The 13,947-nt window shown below is 41.9% G+C and carries 24 protein-coding genes and 1 pseudogene; 5 read left to right on the top strand and 20 right to left on the bottom strand.

What is annotated here, in order from left to right:
• Window positions 1–6: 6 nt before the first annotated feature.
• The 20 genes and pseudogenes from rpsE to J580_RS15400 all read right to left on the bottom strand — a co-directional run bounded on the left by rpsE (window position 7) and on the right by J580_RS15400 (window position 9,490).
• Window positions 7–504, bottom strand: a complete 498-nt coding sequence (gene rpsE, locus J580_RS15305) for a 30S ribosomal protein S5 (RefSeq protein WP_001141025.1) — start codon at window positions 502–504, stop codon at window positions 7–9.
• Window positions 505–506: 2 nt separating this feature from the next.
• Window positions 507–857, bottom strand: a complete 351-nt coding sequence (rplR, locus tag J580_RS15310; protein ID WP_002049741.1) for a 50S ribosomal protein L18 — start codon at window positions 855–857, stop codon at window positions 507–509.
• A 14-nt stretch (window positions 858–871) separates the two neighbouring features.
• Complete coding sequence (rplF, locus tag J580_RS15315) at window positions 872–1,405, bottom strand: 50S ribosomal protein L6 (RefSeq protein WP_002116801.1); 534 nt, start codon at window positions 1,403–1,405, stop codon at window positions 872–874.
• Between the two features lie 13 nt (window positions 1,406–1,418).
• Window positions 1,419–1,814, bottom strand: a complete 396-nt coding sequence (rpsH, locus tag J580_RS15320; RefSeq protein WP_002049732.1) for a 30S ribosomal protein S8 — start codon at window positions 1,812–1,814, stop codon at window positions 1,419–1,421.
• An 11-nt stretch (window positions 1,815–1,825) separates the two neighbouring features.
• Complete coding sequence (gene rpsN, locus J580_RS15325) at window positions 1,826–2,131, bottom strand: 30S ribosomal protein S14 (RefSeq protein WP_002049689.1); 306 nt, start codon at window positions 2,129–2,131, stop codon at window positions 1,826–1,828.
• A 9-nt stretch (window positions 2,132–2,140) separates the two neighbouring features.
• Window positions 2,141–2,677, bottom strand: a complete 537-nt coding sequence (gene rplE, locus J580_RS15330) for a 50S ribosomal protein L5 (RefSeq protein ID WP_002116961.1) — start codon at window positions 2,675–2,677, stop codon at window positions 2,141–2,143.
• 15 nt (window positions 2,678–2,692) lie between these two features.
• A complete protein-coding gene (gene rplX / locus J580_RS15335) occupies window positions 2,693–3,010 on the bottom strand; it encodes a 50S ribosomal protein L24 (protein ID WP_002116820.1) in 318 nt (105 codons plus the stop codon).
• Between the two features lie 9 nt (window positions 3,011–3,019).
• Entirely contained in the window at window positions 3,020–3,388 is a 369-nt protein-coding gene (gene rplN, locus J580_RS15340; protein ID WP_001982634.1) for a 50S ribosomal protein L14, read from the bottom strand.
• A gap of 92 nt (window positions 3,389–3,480) precedes the next feature.
• The gene (gene rpsQ, locus J580_RS15345) at window positions 3,481–3,738 is read right to left on the bottom strand and encodes a 30S ribosomal protein S17 (protein WP_002116661.1); all 258 of its coding nucleotides are present in this window, start codon (window positions 3,736–3,738) and stop codon (window positions 3,481–3,483) included.
• Window positions 3,735–3,932 (bottom strand): 50S ribosomal protein L29, encoded by a 198-nt coding sequence (gene rpmC / locus J580_RS15350; protein WP_000849928.1) that lies wholly within the window; start codon window positions 3,930–3,932, stop codon window positions 3,735–3,737. Before rpmC ends, rpsQ begins: the two co-directional genes overlap by 4 nt.
• Window positions 3,932–4,345: a 50S ribosomal protein L16 gene (rplP, locus tag J580_RS15355; protein ID WP_002049688.1), complete on the bottom strand. Its 414-nt coding sequence runs from the start codon at window positions 4,343–4,345 to the stop codon at window positions 3,932–3,934. Before rplP ends, rpmC begins: the two co-directional genes overlap by 1 nt.
• Window positions 4,285–5,101: pseudogene (gene rpsC / locus J580_RS15360) on the bottom strand (30S ribosomal protein S3). Before rpsC ends, rplP begins: the two are co-directional and overlap by 61 nt.
• 1 nt (window position 5,102) lies before the next feature.
• On the bottom strand, window positions 5,103–5,432 hold the full coding sequence (gene rplV, locus J580_RS15365; protein WP_001982638.1) for a 50S ribosomal protein L22: 330 nt from the start codon (window positions 5,430–5,432) through the stop codon (window positions 5,103–5,105).
• Between the two features lie 11 nt (window positions 5,433–5,443).
• Window positions 5,444–5,719 carry a 30S ribosomal protein S19 gene (gene rpsS, locus J580_RS15370; protein WP_001138119.1) on the bottom strand — a complete coding sequence of 92 codons (276 nt, stop codon included), beginning with the start codon at window positions 5,717–5,719 and terminating at the stop codon, window positions 5,444–5,446.
• Window positions 5,720–5,732: 13 nt separating this feature from the next.
• Complete coding sequence (rplB, locus tag J580_RS15375; protein ID WP_002049686.1) at window positions 5,733–6,557, bottom strand: 50S ribosomal protein L2; 825 nt, start codon at window positions 6,555–6,557, stop codon at window positions 5,733–5,735.
• A gap of 11 nt (window positions 6,558–6,568) precedes the next feature.
• Entirely contained in the window at window positions 6,569–6,889 is a 321-nt protein-coding gene (gene rplW, locus J580_RS15380) for a 50S ribosomal protein L23 (RefSeq protein WP_002049693.1), read from the bottom strand.
• A complete protein-coding gene (rplD, locus tag J580_RS15385) occupies window positions 6,886–7,488 on the bottom strand; it encodes a 50S ribosomal protein L4 (protein ID WP_002049755.1) in 603 nt (200 codons plus the stop codon). Before rplD ends, rplW begins: the two co-directional genes overlap by 4 nt.
• 11 nt (window positions 7,489–7,499) lie before the next feature.
• The gene (gene rplC, locus J580_RS15390) at window positions 7,500–8,138 is read right to left on the bottom strand and encodes a 50S ribosomal protein L3 (RefSeq protein ID WP_014207747.1); all 639 of its coding nucleotides are present in this window, start codon (window positions 8,136–8,138) and stop codon (window positions 7,500–7,502) included.
• Window positions 8,139–8,196: 58 nt separating this feature from the next.
• Window positions 8,197–8,508 (bottom strand): 30S ribosomal protein S10, encoded by a 312-nt coding sequence (rpsJ, locus tag J580_RS15395; RefSeq protein WP_000070912.1) that lies wholly within the window; start codon window positions 8,506–8,508, stop codon window positions 8,197–8,199.
• A gap of 253 nt (window positions 8,509–8,761) precedes the next feature.
• Window positions 8,762–9,490 carry a type 1 glutamine amidotransferase gene (locus J580_RS15400; protein WP_032004806.1) on the bottom strand — a complete coding sequence of 243 codons (729 nt, stop codon included), beginning with the start codon at window positions 9,488–9,490 and terminating at the stop codon, window positions 8,762–8,764.
• Window positions 9,491–9,658: 168 nt separating this feature from the next.
• Here J580_RS15400 and J580_RS15405 point away from each other — a divergent pair, with 168 nt between their 5' ends.
• From J580_RS15405 to J580_RS15420, 5 genes are all read left to right on the top strand, one after another.
• Window positions 9,659–10,849 carry a PLP-dependent transferase gene (locus J580_RS15405; RefSeq protein WP_032004807.1) on the top strand — a complete coding sequence of 397 codons (1,191 nt, stop codon included), beginning with the start codon at window positions 9,659–9,661 and terminating at the stop codon, window positions 10,847–10,849.
• Between the two features lie 42 nt (window positions 10,850–10,891).
• Window positions 10,892–12,439, top strand: coding sequence for a helicase HerA-like domain-containing protein (locus J580_RS15410; RefSeq protein ID WP_017403247.1), 1,548 nt, complete (start codon window positions 10,892–10,894; stop codon window positions 12,437–12,439).
• Window positions 12,429–12,581, top strand: coding sequence for a hypothetical protein (locus tag J580_RS23560; protein ID WP_155762377.1), 153 nt, complete (start codon window positions 12,429–12,431; stop codon window positions 12,579–12,581). The genes J580_RS15410 and J580_RS23560 overlap by 11 nt, the downstream gene beginning before the upstream one ends.
• Before the next feature lie 2 nt (window positions 12,582–12,583).
• The gene (locus tag J580_RS15415; RefSeq protein WP_014207751.1) at window positions 12,584–13,348 is read left to right on the top strand and encodes a globin domain-containing protein; all 765 of its coding nucleotides are present in this window, start codon (window positions 12,584–12,586) and stop codon (window positions 13,346–13,348) included.
• Between the two features lie 87 nt (window positions 13,349–13,435).
• Window positions 13,436–13,873 carry an RrF2 family transcriptional regulator gene (locus J580_RS15420; RefSeq protein ID WP_002116968.1) on the top strand — a complete coding sequence of 146 codons (438 nt, stop codon included), beginning with the start codon at window positions 13,436–13,438 and terminating at the stop codon, window positions 13,871–13,873.
• Window positions 13,874–13,947: the final 74 nt, after the last annotated feature.

The following is a 13,947-nucleotide window of genomic DNA, read 5'->3' on the forward strand; positions in this document are numbered from 1 at the left end:
GATTGATTACCCTTGAATTTCTTCTACTGATTTACCACGTTTCGCAGCGACTTTCTCAGGAGAAGTCATATCACGCAAACCTTTGAAAGTTGCGTTTACTACGTTTGCAGCATTAGTAGAACCATAACATTTAGCAAGTACGTTATGTACACCTGCAGCTTCTAGAACGGCACGCATAGCGCCACCAGCGATTACGCCAGTACCTTCAGAAGCAGGCTGCATATATACACGGCTTGCACCATGACGAGCATTCACAGGGTGTTGTAAAGTAGTACCTGCAAGGTCTACAGTAATCATGTTGCGACGTGCAGCTTCAAGTGCTTTAGAAATAGCAGCTGGAACTTCACGAGCTTTACCACGACCAAAACCAACACGACCATTACCATCACCCACAACAGTTAATGCTGTGAAAGAGAAGATACGACCACCCTTAACAACTTTGGCTACACGATCAACGGCAACCAGCTTTTCAACAAGACCTTCGTTTTGTTCAACTTTAGCCATGATTAGAACTCCAAGCCGTTTTCACGAGCAGCATCAGCCAAGGCTTTGATACGACCATGATATTTAAAACCAGAACGGTCAAATGCAACTTTAGTTACACCAGCTGCTTTCGCACGCTCTGCGATTAAAGCGCCTACTTTAGTAGCCGCGTCTACATTACCTGTAGTACCGCTACGTAAAGATGCATCCAAAGTTGAAGCTTGCGCTAAAACTTTGCCACCATCTGCTGAAATAACCTGAGCATAGATGTGACGCGGAGTGCGGTTTACACACAAACGAGTCGCACCCAATGCACGAATGTGCAAGCGTGTGCTTTTCGCACGACGCAAACGGGATTGTTTCTTTTCGTTCATAAGAACCTCGCGCCTTATTTCTTCTTAGCTTCTTTACGAAGAATGACTTCATCCGAATAACGAACACCTTTACCTTTATATGGTTCAGGAGAACGATATGCACGGATTTCTGCCGCTACTTGACCTAACAACTGCTTGTTTGCTGATTTCAAAATGATTTCAGTAGCAGTTGGAGTTTCCGCTGTTACACCTTCAGGTAAAGCGTAGTCAATTGGGTGTGAAAAACCAAGGTTAAGGTTTACAACAGTACCTTTAACCGCAGCTTTATAACCAACACCAACTAGCTGCAACTTACGTTCGAAGCCTTCACTAACCCCTTTTACAAGGTTATTCAATACAGCGCGAGCAGTACCAGCTTGCATCCAAGCATCTTTCGATTCTTTAACTGGAGCAAGTTGAAGTTTACCTTCTTCCTGTTTTAGCTCGACCAGCGCATGCAGGTTGAAAGACAATGTACCTTTGCTGCCTTTCACTTCGACCTGCCGGCCGTTCTGAGTAACTGCTACACCATTAGGTACAGTTACTGGGGCTTTAGCCACACGAGACATGAGGAATCACCTATTAAGAAACAAAAGCAATAACTTCACCACCAACGCCCGCAGCACGTGCAGCGCGATCAGTCATGATGCCTTTGCTTGTAGAAACAATTGCAATACCTAAACCTTGCTTAACGCTTGGAAGTTTATCTTTACCACGGTATTGGCGAAGACCTGGACGGCTTACGCGTTTAACCATTTCGATAACTGGTTTGCCTTCGAAATATTTTAAAGTAATTGTCAAAGTAGATTTTGTCTCTTCTTGAGCAACTTCTACATTTGAAATATAACCTTCTTGTTGAAGTACGTTTGCAATTGCAACTTTCAACTTAGAAGAAGGCATAGAAACAGTTTGTTTCTTAGCCATTTGTGCGTTACGAACACGTGTTAGCATGTCGGCAACGGTATCTTGCATACTCATTTAGTCGCTCCTTACCAGCTTGCCTTAACAACGCCTGGCACATCACCCTGCATTACTGTGTCACGTAATTTGTTACGGCTTAAACCGAACTTACGGAAGTAACCATGAGGACGACCAGTTAAACCACAACGGTTACGAAGACGTACCGGAGATGCATTACGTGGCAATGCTTGTAACTTTAACATCGCTTCGAAACGCTCTTCTTCACTTGCATTTACGTTTGCAATCGTAGCTTTTAATTCAGCACGTTTTGCAGCGTATTTAGCAACTGTTTTTTCGCGTTTCAATTCGCGATTAATCATACCTTTCTTAGCCATATCGACCTCTTATTTGAACGGGAAGCCGAATGCACGCATAAGCGCACGGCCTTCGTCATCGGTGCGAGCAGTCGTAGTAATAGTAATATCCATACCACGAATACGATCAATCTTATCGAAATCGATTTCAGGGAAAACGATTTGCTCTTTCAAACCCATTGAGTAGTTACCACGACCATCAAATGATTTCGAAGAGAAACCACGGAAGTCACGGATACGAGGGATTGCGATTGAGATCAAACGGTCCAAGAATTCGTACATTTGGTCGCCACGTAAAGTAACTTTACAACCAATCGGCCAACCATCACGGATTTTGAAACCAGCGATAGATTTACGAGCAAGTGTAATTACTGGTTTTTGACCAGCAATTAATTGCATGTCGACTACAGCGCCATCTAATAATTTCTTATCAGTTGCAGCTGCGCCTACACCCATGTTTAGGGTAATTTTTGTGATGCGTGGAATTTCCATCACGTTCTTAATGCTAAGTTCTTCTTGTAACTTTGCTTTAAGTTCTTCGTTGTAACGTGCTTTAAGTCTGGCCATTGCCTTTTCAACCTATTACTTCGCTACCGCCACTGATTCACCATTTGATTTATAAACGCGAGTTTTCACGCCATCAATCACTTGGTAACCAACACGGTCAGCCTTCTGGGTTGTAGCATTTAAAATTGCCACGTTTGAAATATGAAGCGAAGCTTCTTGAGTAACGATACCGCCTTCAGCGCCAGTTACACGATTCGGCTTTTGATGCTTCTTCACTAAGTTAAGGCCTTCAACCTTAACGCGGTCTTCAGAAACAGACAATACAGTACCCTGTTTGCCTTTTTCTTTACCTGCGATCACGATAACTTGATCGCCTTTTTTAATCTTAGCCATGATTGCCTCTTATAGAACTTCAGGAGCCAATGAAATGATTTTCATGAACTGTTCAGTACGAAGTTCACGAGTCACTGGTCCGAAGATACGAGTAGCAATCGGAGCTTTGTTGTTGTTCAGGATAACTGCAGCATTATCATCAAAACGGATCACAGAACCATCTGGACGACGAATGCCGAATTTAGTACGAACTACAACCGCATTCATCACGTCACCTTTTTTAACACGTGCGCGTGGGATTGCTTCTTTTACAGTAACTTTAATAATGTCGCCAACAGAAGCATAACGACGATGTGAACCACCAAGTACTTTAATACATTGTACGCGGCGAGCACCACTGTTGTCTGCTACGTCGAGCATAGTTTCGGTTTGAATCATTGCCCTACTCCAAAACCGAGCATCACCGGTCACAATTTCGAAAGGCTCAAAGAGTACTCGAAATTGACCGATGATGCAACAAGAACGTCGAATTACTCAGCAGCTGCTTCAACTACTTCCACTAAAGTCCAAGCTTTAGTTTTAGAAATTGGGCGGCTTTCTTTAATGGTCACAACATCGCCAAGTTTAGCAACATTGTTCTCATCATGAGCGTGTAACTTAGTTGAACGGCGAATTGATTTGCCATACAACGGGTGTTGAACGCGGCGTTCGATAAGAACAACAATAGACTTGTCCATTTTGTCGCTTACTACTTTGCCGGTTAACGTGCGGACTGTTTTTTCACTCATTGTCCGTTCCCCTGTTTTTCGGTAAGGAGTGTCTTAATACGAGCAATTGTCTTACGAGCAACTTGCACTTCATGCGATTTACCCAACTGACCAGTTGCTTTCGCCATACGAAGACGGAATTGATTAAGCTGTTGCTCATCAAGCAAAGCTTTCAACTCTTCTACCGATTTTTCACGTAGATCTTTAGTTTTCATTACATTACCGTCCGAGTCACGATAGTGGTTTTAAACGGAAGTTTAGCAGCAGCTAAAGCAAATGCTTCACGCGCTAATTCTTCGTTCACACCTTCAATTTCGTACAGGATCTTACCTGGTTGGATCTGGCAAACCCAGTACTCCACGCTACCCTTACCTTTACCCATACGCACTTCAAGAGGCTTTTGAGTAATTGGTTTATCCGGGAATACGCGAATAAAGATTTTACCACCACGCTTAATACGGCGGCTAATAGTACGACGTGCAGCTTCAATCTGACGAGCAGTCATACGACCACGTTCAGTTGCTTTGATTGCAATCGAACCAAATGATACTGTACTACCACGATGCGCTAGACCAGTATTACGGCCTTTGTGCACCTTACGGAATTTGGTACGTTTAGGTTGCAACATGGATTATTCTCCCTTGTCAGCAGCACGGTCACCGCGACGACCACGACGCTCTTGACCTTCACCACGACCACGACCACGTTTAGCTGGACGATCTTCAGCAGGAGCAGGGTTCATGACTTGTTTCATGCCACCTAAAATCTCGCCACGGAAAATCCAAACTTTAACACCAATCGTACCGTAAGTTGTTTCTGCACGCATAGTTGCATAGTCAATGTCTGCACGTAGCGTATGTAAAGGTACACGACCTTCACGATACCATTCTGTACGAGCAATCTCTGCACCACCTAAACGGCCAGACACTTCAACTTTGATACCTTTAGCACCAGCACGCATAGTGTTTTGAACCGCACGCTTCATAGCACGACGGAACATTACACGCTTTTCTAATTGAGAAGCGATTGCTTCAGCAACTAAACGCGCATCTAAGTCTGGGCGATCAATTTCGTTGATACTTACTTGCGCTGGAACACCCATAATGCTGGTAAGTTCGCGCTGTAATTTCTCAATATCTTCGCCTTTTTTACCGATTACGATACCAGGACGAGCTGTGCTAATAGTTACTTTAGCAGCGCCTGATGGACGTTCGATAAGAATGTTGCTTACCATCGCATTCTTAAGTTTTTTAGTTAAAAACTCACGAACTTGAAGATCTTTAAGCAAGTATTCAGCGTATTGTTTCGGATTCGCATACCAGTTAGCGTTATGACGTTTCACAACACCTAGGCGGATACCGATTGGATGAACCTTCTGACCCATATCAAACCCCTACCTTAACGGTGATGTGACAAGTACGCTTAGTAATACGATCTGCACGGCCTTTAGCACGTGGCATAATACGTTTAAGGCTCATGCCTTCGTCAACGTAAATCGTAGATACTTTAAGATCGTCAACATCTAAACTGTTATTGTGTTCAGCGTTTGCAATCGCAGATTCCAATGCTTTTTTTACTAAAACAGCAGCTTTTTTATTGCTGAAGTTTAAGATATTTAAAGCATGCGCAACAGATTTGCCGCGAATAAGATCTGCAACCAAACGTGCTTTCTGTGCCGAGATAGCGGCACCGCGTAATTTAGCAGTTACTTCCATCATGACACCTATTAACGTTTAGATTTCTTGTCAACACCGTGACCACGATAGGTACGAGTTGGCGCGAATTCACCGAGTTTATGACCAACCATATGCTCAGTAACAATTACTGGAACGTGGTTACGACCATTATGAACAGAAATTGTTAAACCAACAAAATCTGGAAGGATCATCGAACGACGAGACCAAGTTTTAATCGGCTTGCGAGAGTTACTAGCAACAGCCGCTTCAACCTTAGCGAACAAGTGCGCATCGACGAATGGGCCTTTTTTCAGAGAACGAGGCATTAGTCAGATTCCTTTACTTGACGCGACGGTCGCGAATAATCATCTTAGTCGTACGCTTATTGGTACGTGTCTTGTACCCTTTAGCTTTTTGACCCCATGGGCTTACAGGTTGAATACCTTTGTTACGCCCTTCACCACCACCGTGCGGGTGATCAATCGGGTTCATCGCCATACCACGTACGGTAGGACGAACACCACGCCAGCGCGAAGCACCAGCTTTACCCAATGAACGAAGGTTGTTTTCTTGGTTAGAAACTTCACCAATTACAGCGCGGCATTCAACATGTACTTTACGCATTTCGCCTGAACGAAGACGAATAATTGCGTAAGAACCATCACGACCCAACAACTGAACAGAAGCACCAGCAGAACGCGCTAATTGCGCACCCTTACCAATTTTAAGTTCAACGTTATGAAGTGTAGAACCGATCGGCATATTACGAAGTGGCAAACAGTTACCTGGACGAATTGGAGCATCGTTACCAGATTGTACTTTATCGCCAGCACGTAAGCCTTTAGGTGCGATGATATAACGACGCTCACCATCAGCATATTTCAACAAAGCAATATGTGCTGTACGGTTTGGATCGTATTCAATACGCTCTACAACAGCTGGGATGCTGTCTTTGTTACGCTTGAAGTCAACGATACGATAGTGTTGTTTATGACCACCACCAACGTGACGAGTAGTAATGTGACCGTTGTTATTACGACCACCAGTACGTTTTTTAGCTTCAACCAACGGTGCGTAAGGAGCGCCTTTGTGAAGATGGTCATGAACCACTTTCTCTACAAAGCGACGTCCTGGAGACGTTGGCTTACATTTTTGAATCGGCATAATTTTCGTCCTTATTCCGCTGCGCTTTCAGCGGTATCGCCCAAGTCAGCCATTTCAACATCTTGGCCAGCTTTCAGGGTGACGTATGCTTTTTTAACATCAGAACGGCGTCCCAATGTACGACCAAAGCGCTTAGTCTTACCTTTAGTAATAGTTGTGTTAACTTTAACAACTTCTACACCAAAAAGTTTTTCAACTGCTTTTTTGATTTCAAGTTTAGTAGCATTGATGTCTACTTTAAATACTTGAACACCAACAGTATCACCTAATACTTGTGCCTTTTCTGAGAAGACTGGTCCTTTTAGGACTTGATAGATACGTTCGTTGTTCATCCGAGTTCTACCTCAATTTTCTTAGCAGCAGCTACAGACATCACAACTTTATCAAACGCGATCAAGCTTACAGGATCGATTGCAGTTGCATCTACCACATCTACATGCGGAAGGTTGCGTGCTGCAAGATATAAGTTCTCATCTACAGCGTCAGTAACGATTAATGCACGAGCAGCATTTAAGTCGTTAAGCTTTGCAAGCAATTCTTTAGTTTTTGGAGCTGCAACTGCAAACTCTTCAACTAATACAAGACGATCTTGGCGAACAAGTTCAGCTAAGATACATTGCATTGCACCGCGGTACATCTTACGGTTTACTTTTTGAGACCAATCTTGTGGACGAGCAGCAAAAGTTTTACCACCGCCAACCCAGATAGGGCTACGAATAGAACCCGCACGAGCACGACCAGTACCTTTTTGACGGAATGGCTTTTTACCACCGCCAGAAACGTCTGCACGTGATTTCTGAGCACGAGTACCTTGACGACCACCTGCTAAGTAAGCAGTAACAACTTGGTGTACAAGAGCTTCGTTAAATTCACGTCCGAAAGCAACTTCAGACAATTCAACAGCAGAGCCGGAAACAGTTTTCAAATTCACGGTATTTCCCCTCAGGCCTTGATGGTAGGACGTACAATCACGTCACCGCCAGTTGCACCAGGAATTGCACCTTTAACAACTAAAACAGAACGTTCAGCGTCAATAGATACGATTTCAAGACCTTGTACTGTTACGCGTTCATCACCTAAGTGACCAGCCATTTTCTTGCCTTTGAACACGCGTCCAGGAGTCTGGTTTTGACCTGTAGAACCTAATACACGGTGAGAAACTGAGTTACCGTGAGTAGCGTCTTGAGTACGGAAGTTCCAACGTTTAACACCACCTTGGAAACCTTTACCTTTTGATTGACCAGTTACGTCAACAATTTGACCAACTGCGAACAAATCAACGCCAATAGTACCGCCAACTTCACGGCCTTCAAGCTCAGCTTCAGTAACACGGAACTCTTTAACTAAACGACCAGCAGCAACACCAGCTTTCGCGAAGTGACCTTTCTGAGCGTTAGTTACGCGAGATTCGCGACGTTCACCAGTAGTTACTTGAACAGCTTGATAACCATCAGTTTCAAGTGTTTTGATTTGCGTAATGCGGTTTGGATCGACTTCGATGACTGTAACAGGTACAGAAACACCTGCATCTGTAAAGATGCGAGTCATACCACATTTGCGACCGACTAAACCAATAGCCATGTGCATAAACCTCTAAAAAAGCGGCCTAATTAACTTAGAAGTTAATCAACCGAAAGCCTTAACCCAAAGCGATCTGAACATCAACACCAGCCGCAAGATCTAATTTCATCAATGCATCAACAGTTTTATCTGTAGGTTGAACGATGTCGATCAAACGTTTATAGGTGCGGATTTCGTACTGGTCACGCGCATCTTTATTAACGTGCGGTGAAGTAAGAACGTTGAAGCGTTCGATGCGAGTAGGCATCGGAATTGGACCACAAACTTGTGCGCCAGTACGCTTAGCGGTTTCTACGATCTCTTGAGCAGATTGATCAATCAGACGATGATCAAAAGACTTCAAACGGATACGAATTCTCTGGTTAGACATACCAGTAAACTCCAAGCCAAACATATAAAGAATCACCCTTGACGCATCTCACCCATTGGTAAGTGTCAAAGGCAGTGAAAATCACTAAGGTCATGATCGATGCCACGACTGTAATGCACATTTACTACTTTCTTCGCAGTAAATGCCCCTCCTTTTGAGGGTCGCCCATTATAACGATTGTTTAAGTCTTATGCAATTCTCTTTTTCTATTTTTTGTTCAAAACGCACTTTAACCTAGTATTCTCAACTCACTCTAGGCATTTATGACAAATTCAATCGCTTTATTTAAGAGTTGATTACCTTGTTCAAATTTTTGTGCTTCTGAATATTGCAGTTCATTCACAGGCTGAACATATTCCCCATTAAAAATAGATAGCTCTTCTTCATTTTCAAGCAAGAGTTCTAACGTTGCTGGTGTCATTTCTGGATGAAATTGAAAACCAAGCACATTTTTTCCAATTTGATACATCTGATTACGACAAGCTATATTCTCGGCTAAGTGTATAGCACCTTTGGGTATTTCAAATGTTTCGCTATGCCACTGCATCACCTTTATCTTTTCAGGCAATGGAAAACTGTCTTGAGGTAAATTTGCCACCCTCTGAACTGTCGACCAGCCAAGTTCCTGATAACGGTTTCGACTGACTGCGGCGCCTAGTGCATTAGCAATTAGCTGCCCACCCAAACAGAGACCTATAGCAGGCTTTCCTGCTGCTAAATAACGACGCAACCATCTTTTCTCTATCTTAAGCCATGGATAATTCGCCTCATCATTTACACTCATGGTGCCACCCATGACTAATAATAAGTCAACCTCATCAATTTGTGGTAAAGCTTCTATTTCAAGTGACCGATCAACCGGAAGTGCAAAAAACTCCGTAGAACTAATAGTCGCGTGGTGAGCTTTTAAAAATGAATAACAACTCCCAAAACCCTCACCCGCGATATGTTGAAAATAATGAACTCTTAAATGCGACTTCATGCGCTTAAACCTATTGTTGTTAGAATGTTGTAGTGGTCTTTGCAAAAATAAAGCCAAGTTTTTGTTTTATAGGTCTACTGTAACGAAACGTCTTACAAAACTTTATAAATCTAGCGAAGAATTTAAATTTCTCTTAATCTAACTTTATCATTTAAAACATAACGCACTATGAAAAAGCATAACGATTTCCAGACTCGTCTCATTCATGCCCCAAGAAAGGCTCCGCAATTCATTGAAACAGTGCAACCTCCCTTATTTCGCGCATCAACTATTATTTTTAAATCAACTTCGCACCTTTTTGATCGTCACTGGACGGATAAGTATGACTATAGCTATGGAACACATGGCACCCCTACTACATTCACCTTAGGCGACAATATTGCGCAAATTGAAGGTGGTTTGCATTGTTTGCTTGCACCAAGTGGCCTATCCGCAATTAATATTGTGAACTCAGCATTTTTAAGCACTAATGATGAAGTATGGGTTCCAGACAATATTTACGGGCCAAATCTAGAACATTTAACTTATCTACAAAGTCAATATGGCATTATTGTTAAAGTATATAACCCCATTGACGCTGCAAGTTTTCAACCCACCGAAAAAAGTAAACTATTATGGTTAGAAGCTGCAGGTTCGGTTACTTTAGAATTCCCTGATCTTAAAAATTTAGTCAAGAAAGCTAAAAAGCATGGTGTATTGACAGCTCTAGATAATACTTGGGGAGCTGGGCTTGCGTTTAATGCTTTCAATTTTTCTGATGAACATCTATCTGTCGATTTAACCGTTCACGCACTAACAAAATATCCAAGTGGTGGTGGTGACATCTTAATGGGTAGCATTGTAACTCGTGATGAGAAACTTCATCACCGCTTATTCCGTACGCATGCTATTTTGGGCATCGCAATCTCTGGAGATGATGCAGCTCAAGTTCAACGCAGCCTTGCTCATATGTCTTTACGCTATGAACAACAGTCAGCTAATGCTCACAATCTACTTAAATGGCTAAAGAACCAGCCTCAATTTGCACAAGTTCTACACCCAAGTGATGAATCCTCACTAGGCCATCAATATTGGCAAGAAATCTGCATAGACGGTCAAAGTGCTGGCTTAGTGAGTGTTATTTTTAAACCTGAATATGACATTACAGCAGTACGTCGTTTCTGCGATGCATTAGAGTTATTTAAGCTCGGTTTTAGCTGGGGTGGACCCGTTAGCCTGATTATGCTTTATGATTTAAAAATGATGAGAAAACTTGAGAATACACATTTACAACAAGGATTATTGGTTCGATTCTGTATAGGACTAGAAGATCCGCAAGATTTGATACAAGATATCGAAAATGCACTGAAACAACTGTAAAACGACAAGATTATAGTGACTCAAACCATAGGATAAAAATATATGGGTACACCGATTGTTATTGCTAAAAATATTAAGGACACATCAAAAGAAATTGTTTTACTTCCCCAGTTTGCTAACCGTCATGGACTTATTGCAGGCGCGACAGGTACAGGTAAAACAGTTACGTTAAAAGTTCTAGCAGAGAGTTTCTCTCGAATCGGTGTGCCGGTATTTCTTGCCGATGCTAAAGGCGATGTTTCGAGTCTTGCAAAAGCTGGTGAAGCTTCGGATAAATTTAATGAACGCTTAAAACTTTTACAAATTGATAGTGTTCCATTCTCAGCAAATCCAGTTGTTTTTTGGGATTTATTTGGTCAGCAAGGTCATCCTATCCGAACCACCATTTCTGAAATTGGGCCAATTTTATTAGCACGCATACTAAACTTAAATGATACCCAAGAAGGTGTTTTATCTGCTGTATTCCGTATTGCAGATGACCAAGGTTTACTTTTAGTCGATTTTAAAGACTTAAAAGCCATGATCACTTTTGTGAGTGAACATGCAGCTGAATTTAAAGCTGAATATGGCAATTTATCTCCAGCAAGCCTAGGCGCTATTCAGCGCAATTTATTAGCACTTGCCGACCAAGGTGGAGAACAGTTCTTTGGGGAACCAGCTTTAAATATTCTGGATTTTATCCAAACCGATGCAAATGGGCATGGCTATATCAATATTCTTGCTGCTGACAAGCTTATGAATACGCCTAAGTTATACGCCACTTTCCTCTTATGGATGCTTTCAGAGTTATTTGAACAGCTACCAGAAGTGGGTGATATGGATAAGCCTAAACTCGTATTTTTCTTTGATGAAGCTCACTTGTTATTTGATAATGCCAGCCAAGCTCTACAAGACAAAATTGAACAAGTGGTACGTTTAATCCGCTCCAAAGGGGTGGGTATCTACTTTATTACTCAAAACCCACTCGATTTACCCGAAAGCGTTCTTGGTCAACTTGGTAATCGCGTTCAACATGCATTACGTGCATTCACCCCTAAAGATCAAAAAGCTGTAAAAACCGCAGCAGACACTTTCCGTGCTAATCCAGAGTTTAAAGTTGATGAAGCTATTACCCAACTTGGTGTTGGTGAGGCACTCATTAGCTGTCTAGATGAACAAGGTACGCCACAAATTGTAGAACGTGGTTGGGTTATGCCTCCGTACTCTGCATTTACACCGATCACTCCAGAAGAGCGTCAGACTTTAATCTCGCAAAGTATTATTGCTGGAGTTTATGAACAAGCTGTAGATCGTGATAGTGCCTATGAAATGCTACAGAATAAAGTTGCTGAACGCGAACAACAGCAGCAAGACGCCGAACTTGCAAAACAACAAGCTAAAGAACAAGAAACTTTAGCAAAACAGCAAGCTAAAGAGCAGGAACGTTTGGCACGTGAGCAATTAAAAGAGGAAGAAAGAGCAGCCCGTGAACGAGCTAAACTCACACAAGACATTGTGGGAACTTTTGCCAAAAGTGCTGCACGCAGTTTAGGAGGAAGTACCGGCCAAAAACTCGTAAGGGGCTTGCTCGGCTCTTTATTTGGTAAATAAAAATATTAAAAAAATTACGTTAATTTTAGGGGATTTTATATCCCCTAATTTTTTTATGGTTTTTTATAAAAAAGTTATTGCCATTAATTTTTTAAAGATGTATTTTAAATACATCTTATATAGCCAGATAAATAAGGTCTAGCCATGACTCCACAACAAATTGAACTTGTTAAATCTACTGTACCGGTTTTACGTGAACACGGCGTTACGCTGACTACATACTTCTATAAGCGCATGCTTAATAACAATCCCGAGTTAAAAAATGTTTTTAATTTAGATGACCAAACCAGCTTACGTCAGCCACGTGCTCTTGCAGCTGCTGTGCTTGCTTATGCAGAAAATATTGAGAACCCTACCGTGCTCGCTAAAGCGGTAGAACGCATCACCACTAAACACGTGAGCTTAGATATTCAACCAGACCAATATGCAATTGTTGGGGACAACTTGCTTCATTCAATTAGTGAAGTACTCAATGTGCCATTCGAATCAGAGCTTATTGAAGCGTGGAAACAAGCATACTTACAGTTGGCTGATATCTTGATTGGTGTTGAAAAACAAAAATACGAACAACTTGAAAGCTTAAAAGGTGGATGGGCTGGCTGGCGTTCATTTGAAATTACTCAAATTGATCCTTTGGAATCTGGCAAACGCTTCACTTTAAAAGCAACTGACCATGAAGACGTACTGACTAGCCCAGCAAATGCCTTTATTTCAGTTAAAGTACAAGTTCCCGAACAACAACTTGAACAACCGAAAGCTTTTAAATTTACTGAAGCTCAAGAAGATAACTCGTATCACTTTGAAGTGCAGCCTGAAGAAAATCATACTGAGTTTTCAGTTGCTAATATTCTACTTGAGCATTATAGAGTGGGTGATCAAGTACAGGTTTCAGCCCCTTTAACGCTGTAATGTAAAAACCTCTTACCTGAAAGTTTTCTTATTAAGACTTTCAGGCTAAGATGATCATCCTTTTAATCTCTTCCATTTTTGGTGATCATGCAGCTTAATAAATTTACCGATTATGCATTACGACTCTTAATGTATGTTGCACGCCCAAGTGATGCACCCTACACGATTGCAGAAATCGCGAAAGATTTGCATGTTTCACAAAACCATCTAGTTAAAGTTGTTCACTTCATGGGCAAGCAGGAATGGATTATTACCATTCGTGGAAAAGGCGGCGGAATTCGCTTAAATCCAGATGCACTTAACTCAAATTTAGGTTCAATTGTTCGAATATTACAGGGCGACAATCAAATTGTTGAATGTAATACACCACCTTGTGTATTACGCAGTCACTGTGGTTTAAAAGGTATTTTAGATCAGGCTTTAGAGAGCTTTTATCAAAGTCTAGATCAATACACACTCGGAGAAGTTTTGCAGCAATCAAAATCTGCTCCTGCCAACTCCCCTATTGCATTTTTACAAATCTAAGCTCTACTGATTTTGATAAGTCGACTTATTGAAAATTAGCAAGAATACCCAAGCTCCTTTATACTAGGCGCGAG

The organism is Acinetobacter sp. 1542444 (assembly GCF_000581835.1).
Classification (GTDB): domain Bacteria; phylum Pseudomonadota; class Gammaproteobacteria; order Pseudomonadales; family Moraxellaceae; genus Acinetobacter; species Acinetobacter pittii.

Bases quoted from the DNA above. Each gene is read 5' to 3' on its own strand.
- rplW (WP_002049693.1), bottom strand. From the start codon at position 6,889: ATGAACAACGAACGTATCTATCAAGTCCTAAAAGGACCAGTCTTCTCA.
- rplV (WP_001982638.1), bottom strand. From the start codon at position 5,432: ATGGAAGTAACTGCTAAATTACGCGGTGCCGCTATCTCGGCACAGAAA.
- rplF (WP_002116801.1), bottom strand. From the start codon at position 1,405: ATGTCTCGTGTGGCTAAAGCCCCAGTAACTGTACCTAATGGTGTAGCA.
- J580_RS15405 (WP_032004807.1), top strand. From the start codon at position 9,659: ATGAAAAAGCATAACGATTTCCAGACTCGTCTCATTCATGCCCCAAGA.
- rplE (WP_002116961.1), bottom strand. From the start codon at position 2,677: ATGGCCAGACTTAAAGCACGTTACAACGAAGAACTTAAAGCAAAGTTA.
- rpsN (WP_002049689.1), bottom strand. From the start codon at position 2,131: ATGGCTAAGAAAGGTATGATTAATCGCGAATTGAAACGCGAAAAAACA.
- rplN (WP_001982634.1), bottom strand. From the start codon at position 3,388: ATGATTCAAACCGAAACTATGCTCGACGTAGCAGACAACAGTGGTGCT.
- rpmC (WP_000849928.1), bottom strand. From the start codon at position 3,932: ATGAAAACTAAAGATCTACGTGAAAAATCGGTAGAAGAGTTGAAAGCT.
- rplB (WP_002049686.1), bottom strand. From the start codon at position 6,557: ATGCCGATTCAAAAATGTAAGCCAACGTCTCCAGGACGTCGCTTTGTA.
- rpsE (WP_001141025.1), bottom strand. From the start codon at position 504: ATGGCTAAAGTTGAACAAAACGAAGGTCTTGTTGAAAAGCTGGTTGCC.
- J580_RS15410 (WP_017403247.1), top strand. From the start codon at position 10,892: ATGGGTACACCGATTGTTATTGCTAAAAATATTAAGGACACATCAAAA.
- J580_RS15415 (WP_014207751.1), top strand. From the start codon at position 12,584: ATGACTCCACAACAAATTGAACTTGTTAAATCTACTGTACCGGTTTTA.
- rpsJ (WP_000070912.1), bottom strand. From the start codon at position 8,508: ATGTCTAACCAGAGAATTCGTATCCGTTTGAAGTCTTTTGATCATCGT.
- rpsS (WP_001138119.1), bottom strand. From the start codon at position 5,719: ATGCCTCGTTCTCTGAAAAAAGGCCCATTCGTCGATGCGCACTTGTTC.
- rpsQ (WP_002116661.1), bottom strand. From the start codon at position 3,738: ATGAGTGAAAAAACAGTCCGCACGTTAACCGGCAAAGTAGTAAGCGAC.
- rplX (WP_002116820.1), bottom strand. From the start codon at position 3,010: ATGGCTAAGATTAAAAAAGGCGATCAAGTTATCGTGATCGCAGGTAAA.
- rplC (WP_014207747.1), bottom strand. From the start codon at position 8,138: ATGGCTATTGGTTTAGTCGGTCGCAAATGTGGTATGACTCGCATCTTT.
- rplR (WP_002049741.1), bottom strand. From the start codon at position 857: ATGAACGAAAAGAAACAATCCCGTTTGCGTCGTGCGAAAAGCACACGC.
- rpsH (WP_002049732.1), bottom strand. From the start codon at position 1,814: ATGAGTATGCAAGATACCGTTGCCGACATGCTAACACGTGTTCGTAAC.
- rplP (WP_002049688.1), bottom strand. From the start codon at position 4,345: ATGTTGCAACCTAAACGTACCAAATTCCGTAAGGTGCACAAAGGCCGT.
- J580_RS15420 (WP_002116968.1), top strand. From the start codon at position 13,436: ATGCAGCTTAATAAATTTACCGATTATGCATTACGACTCTTAATGTAT.
- J580_RS15400 (WP_032004806.1), bottom strand. From the start codon at position 9,490: ATGAAGTCGCATTTAAGAGTTCATTATTTTCAACATATCGCGGGTGAG.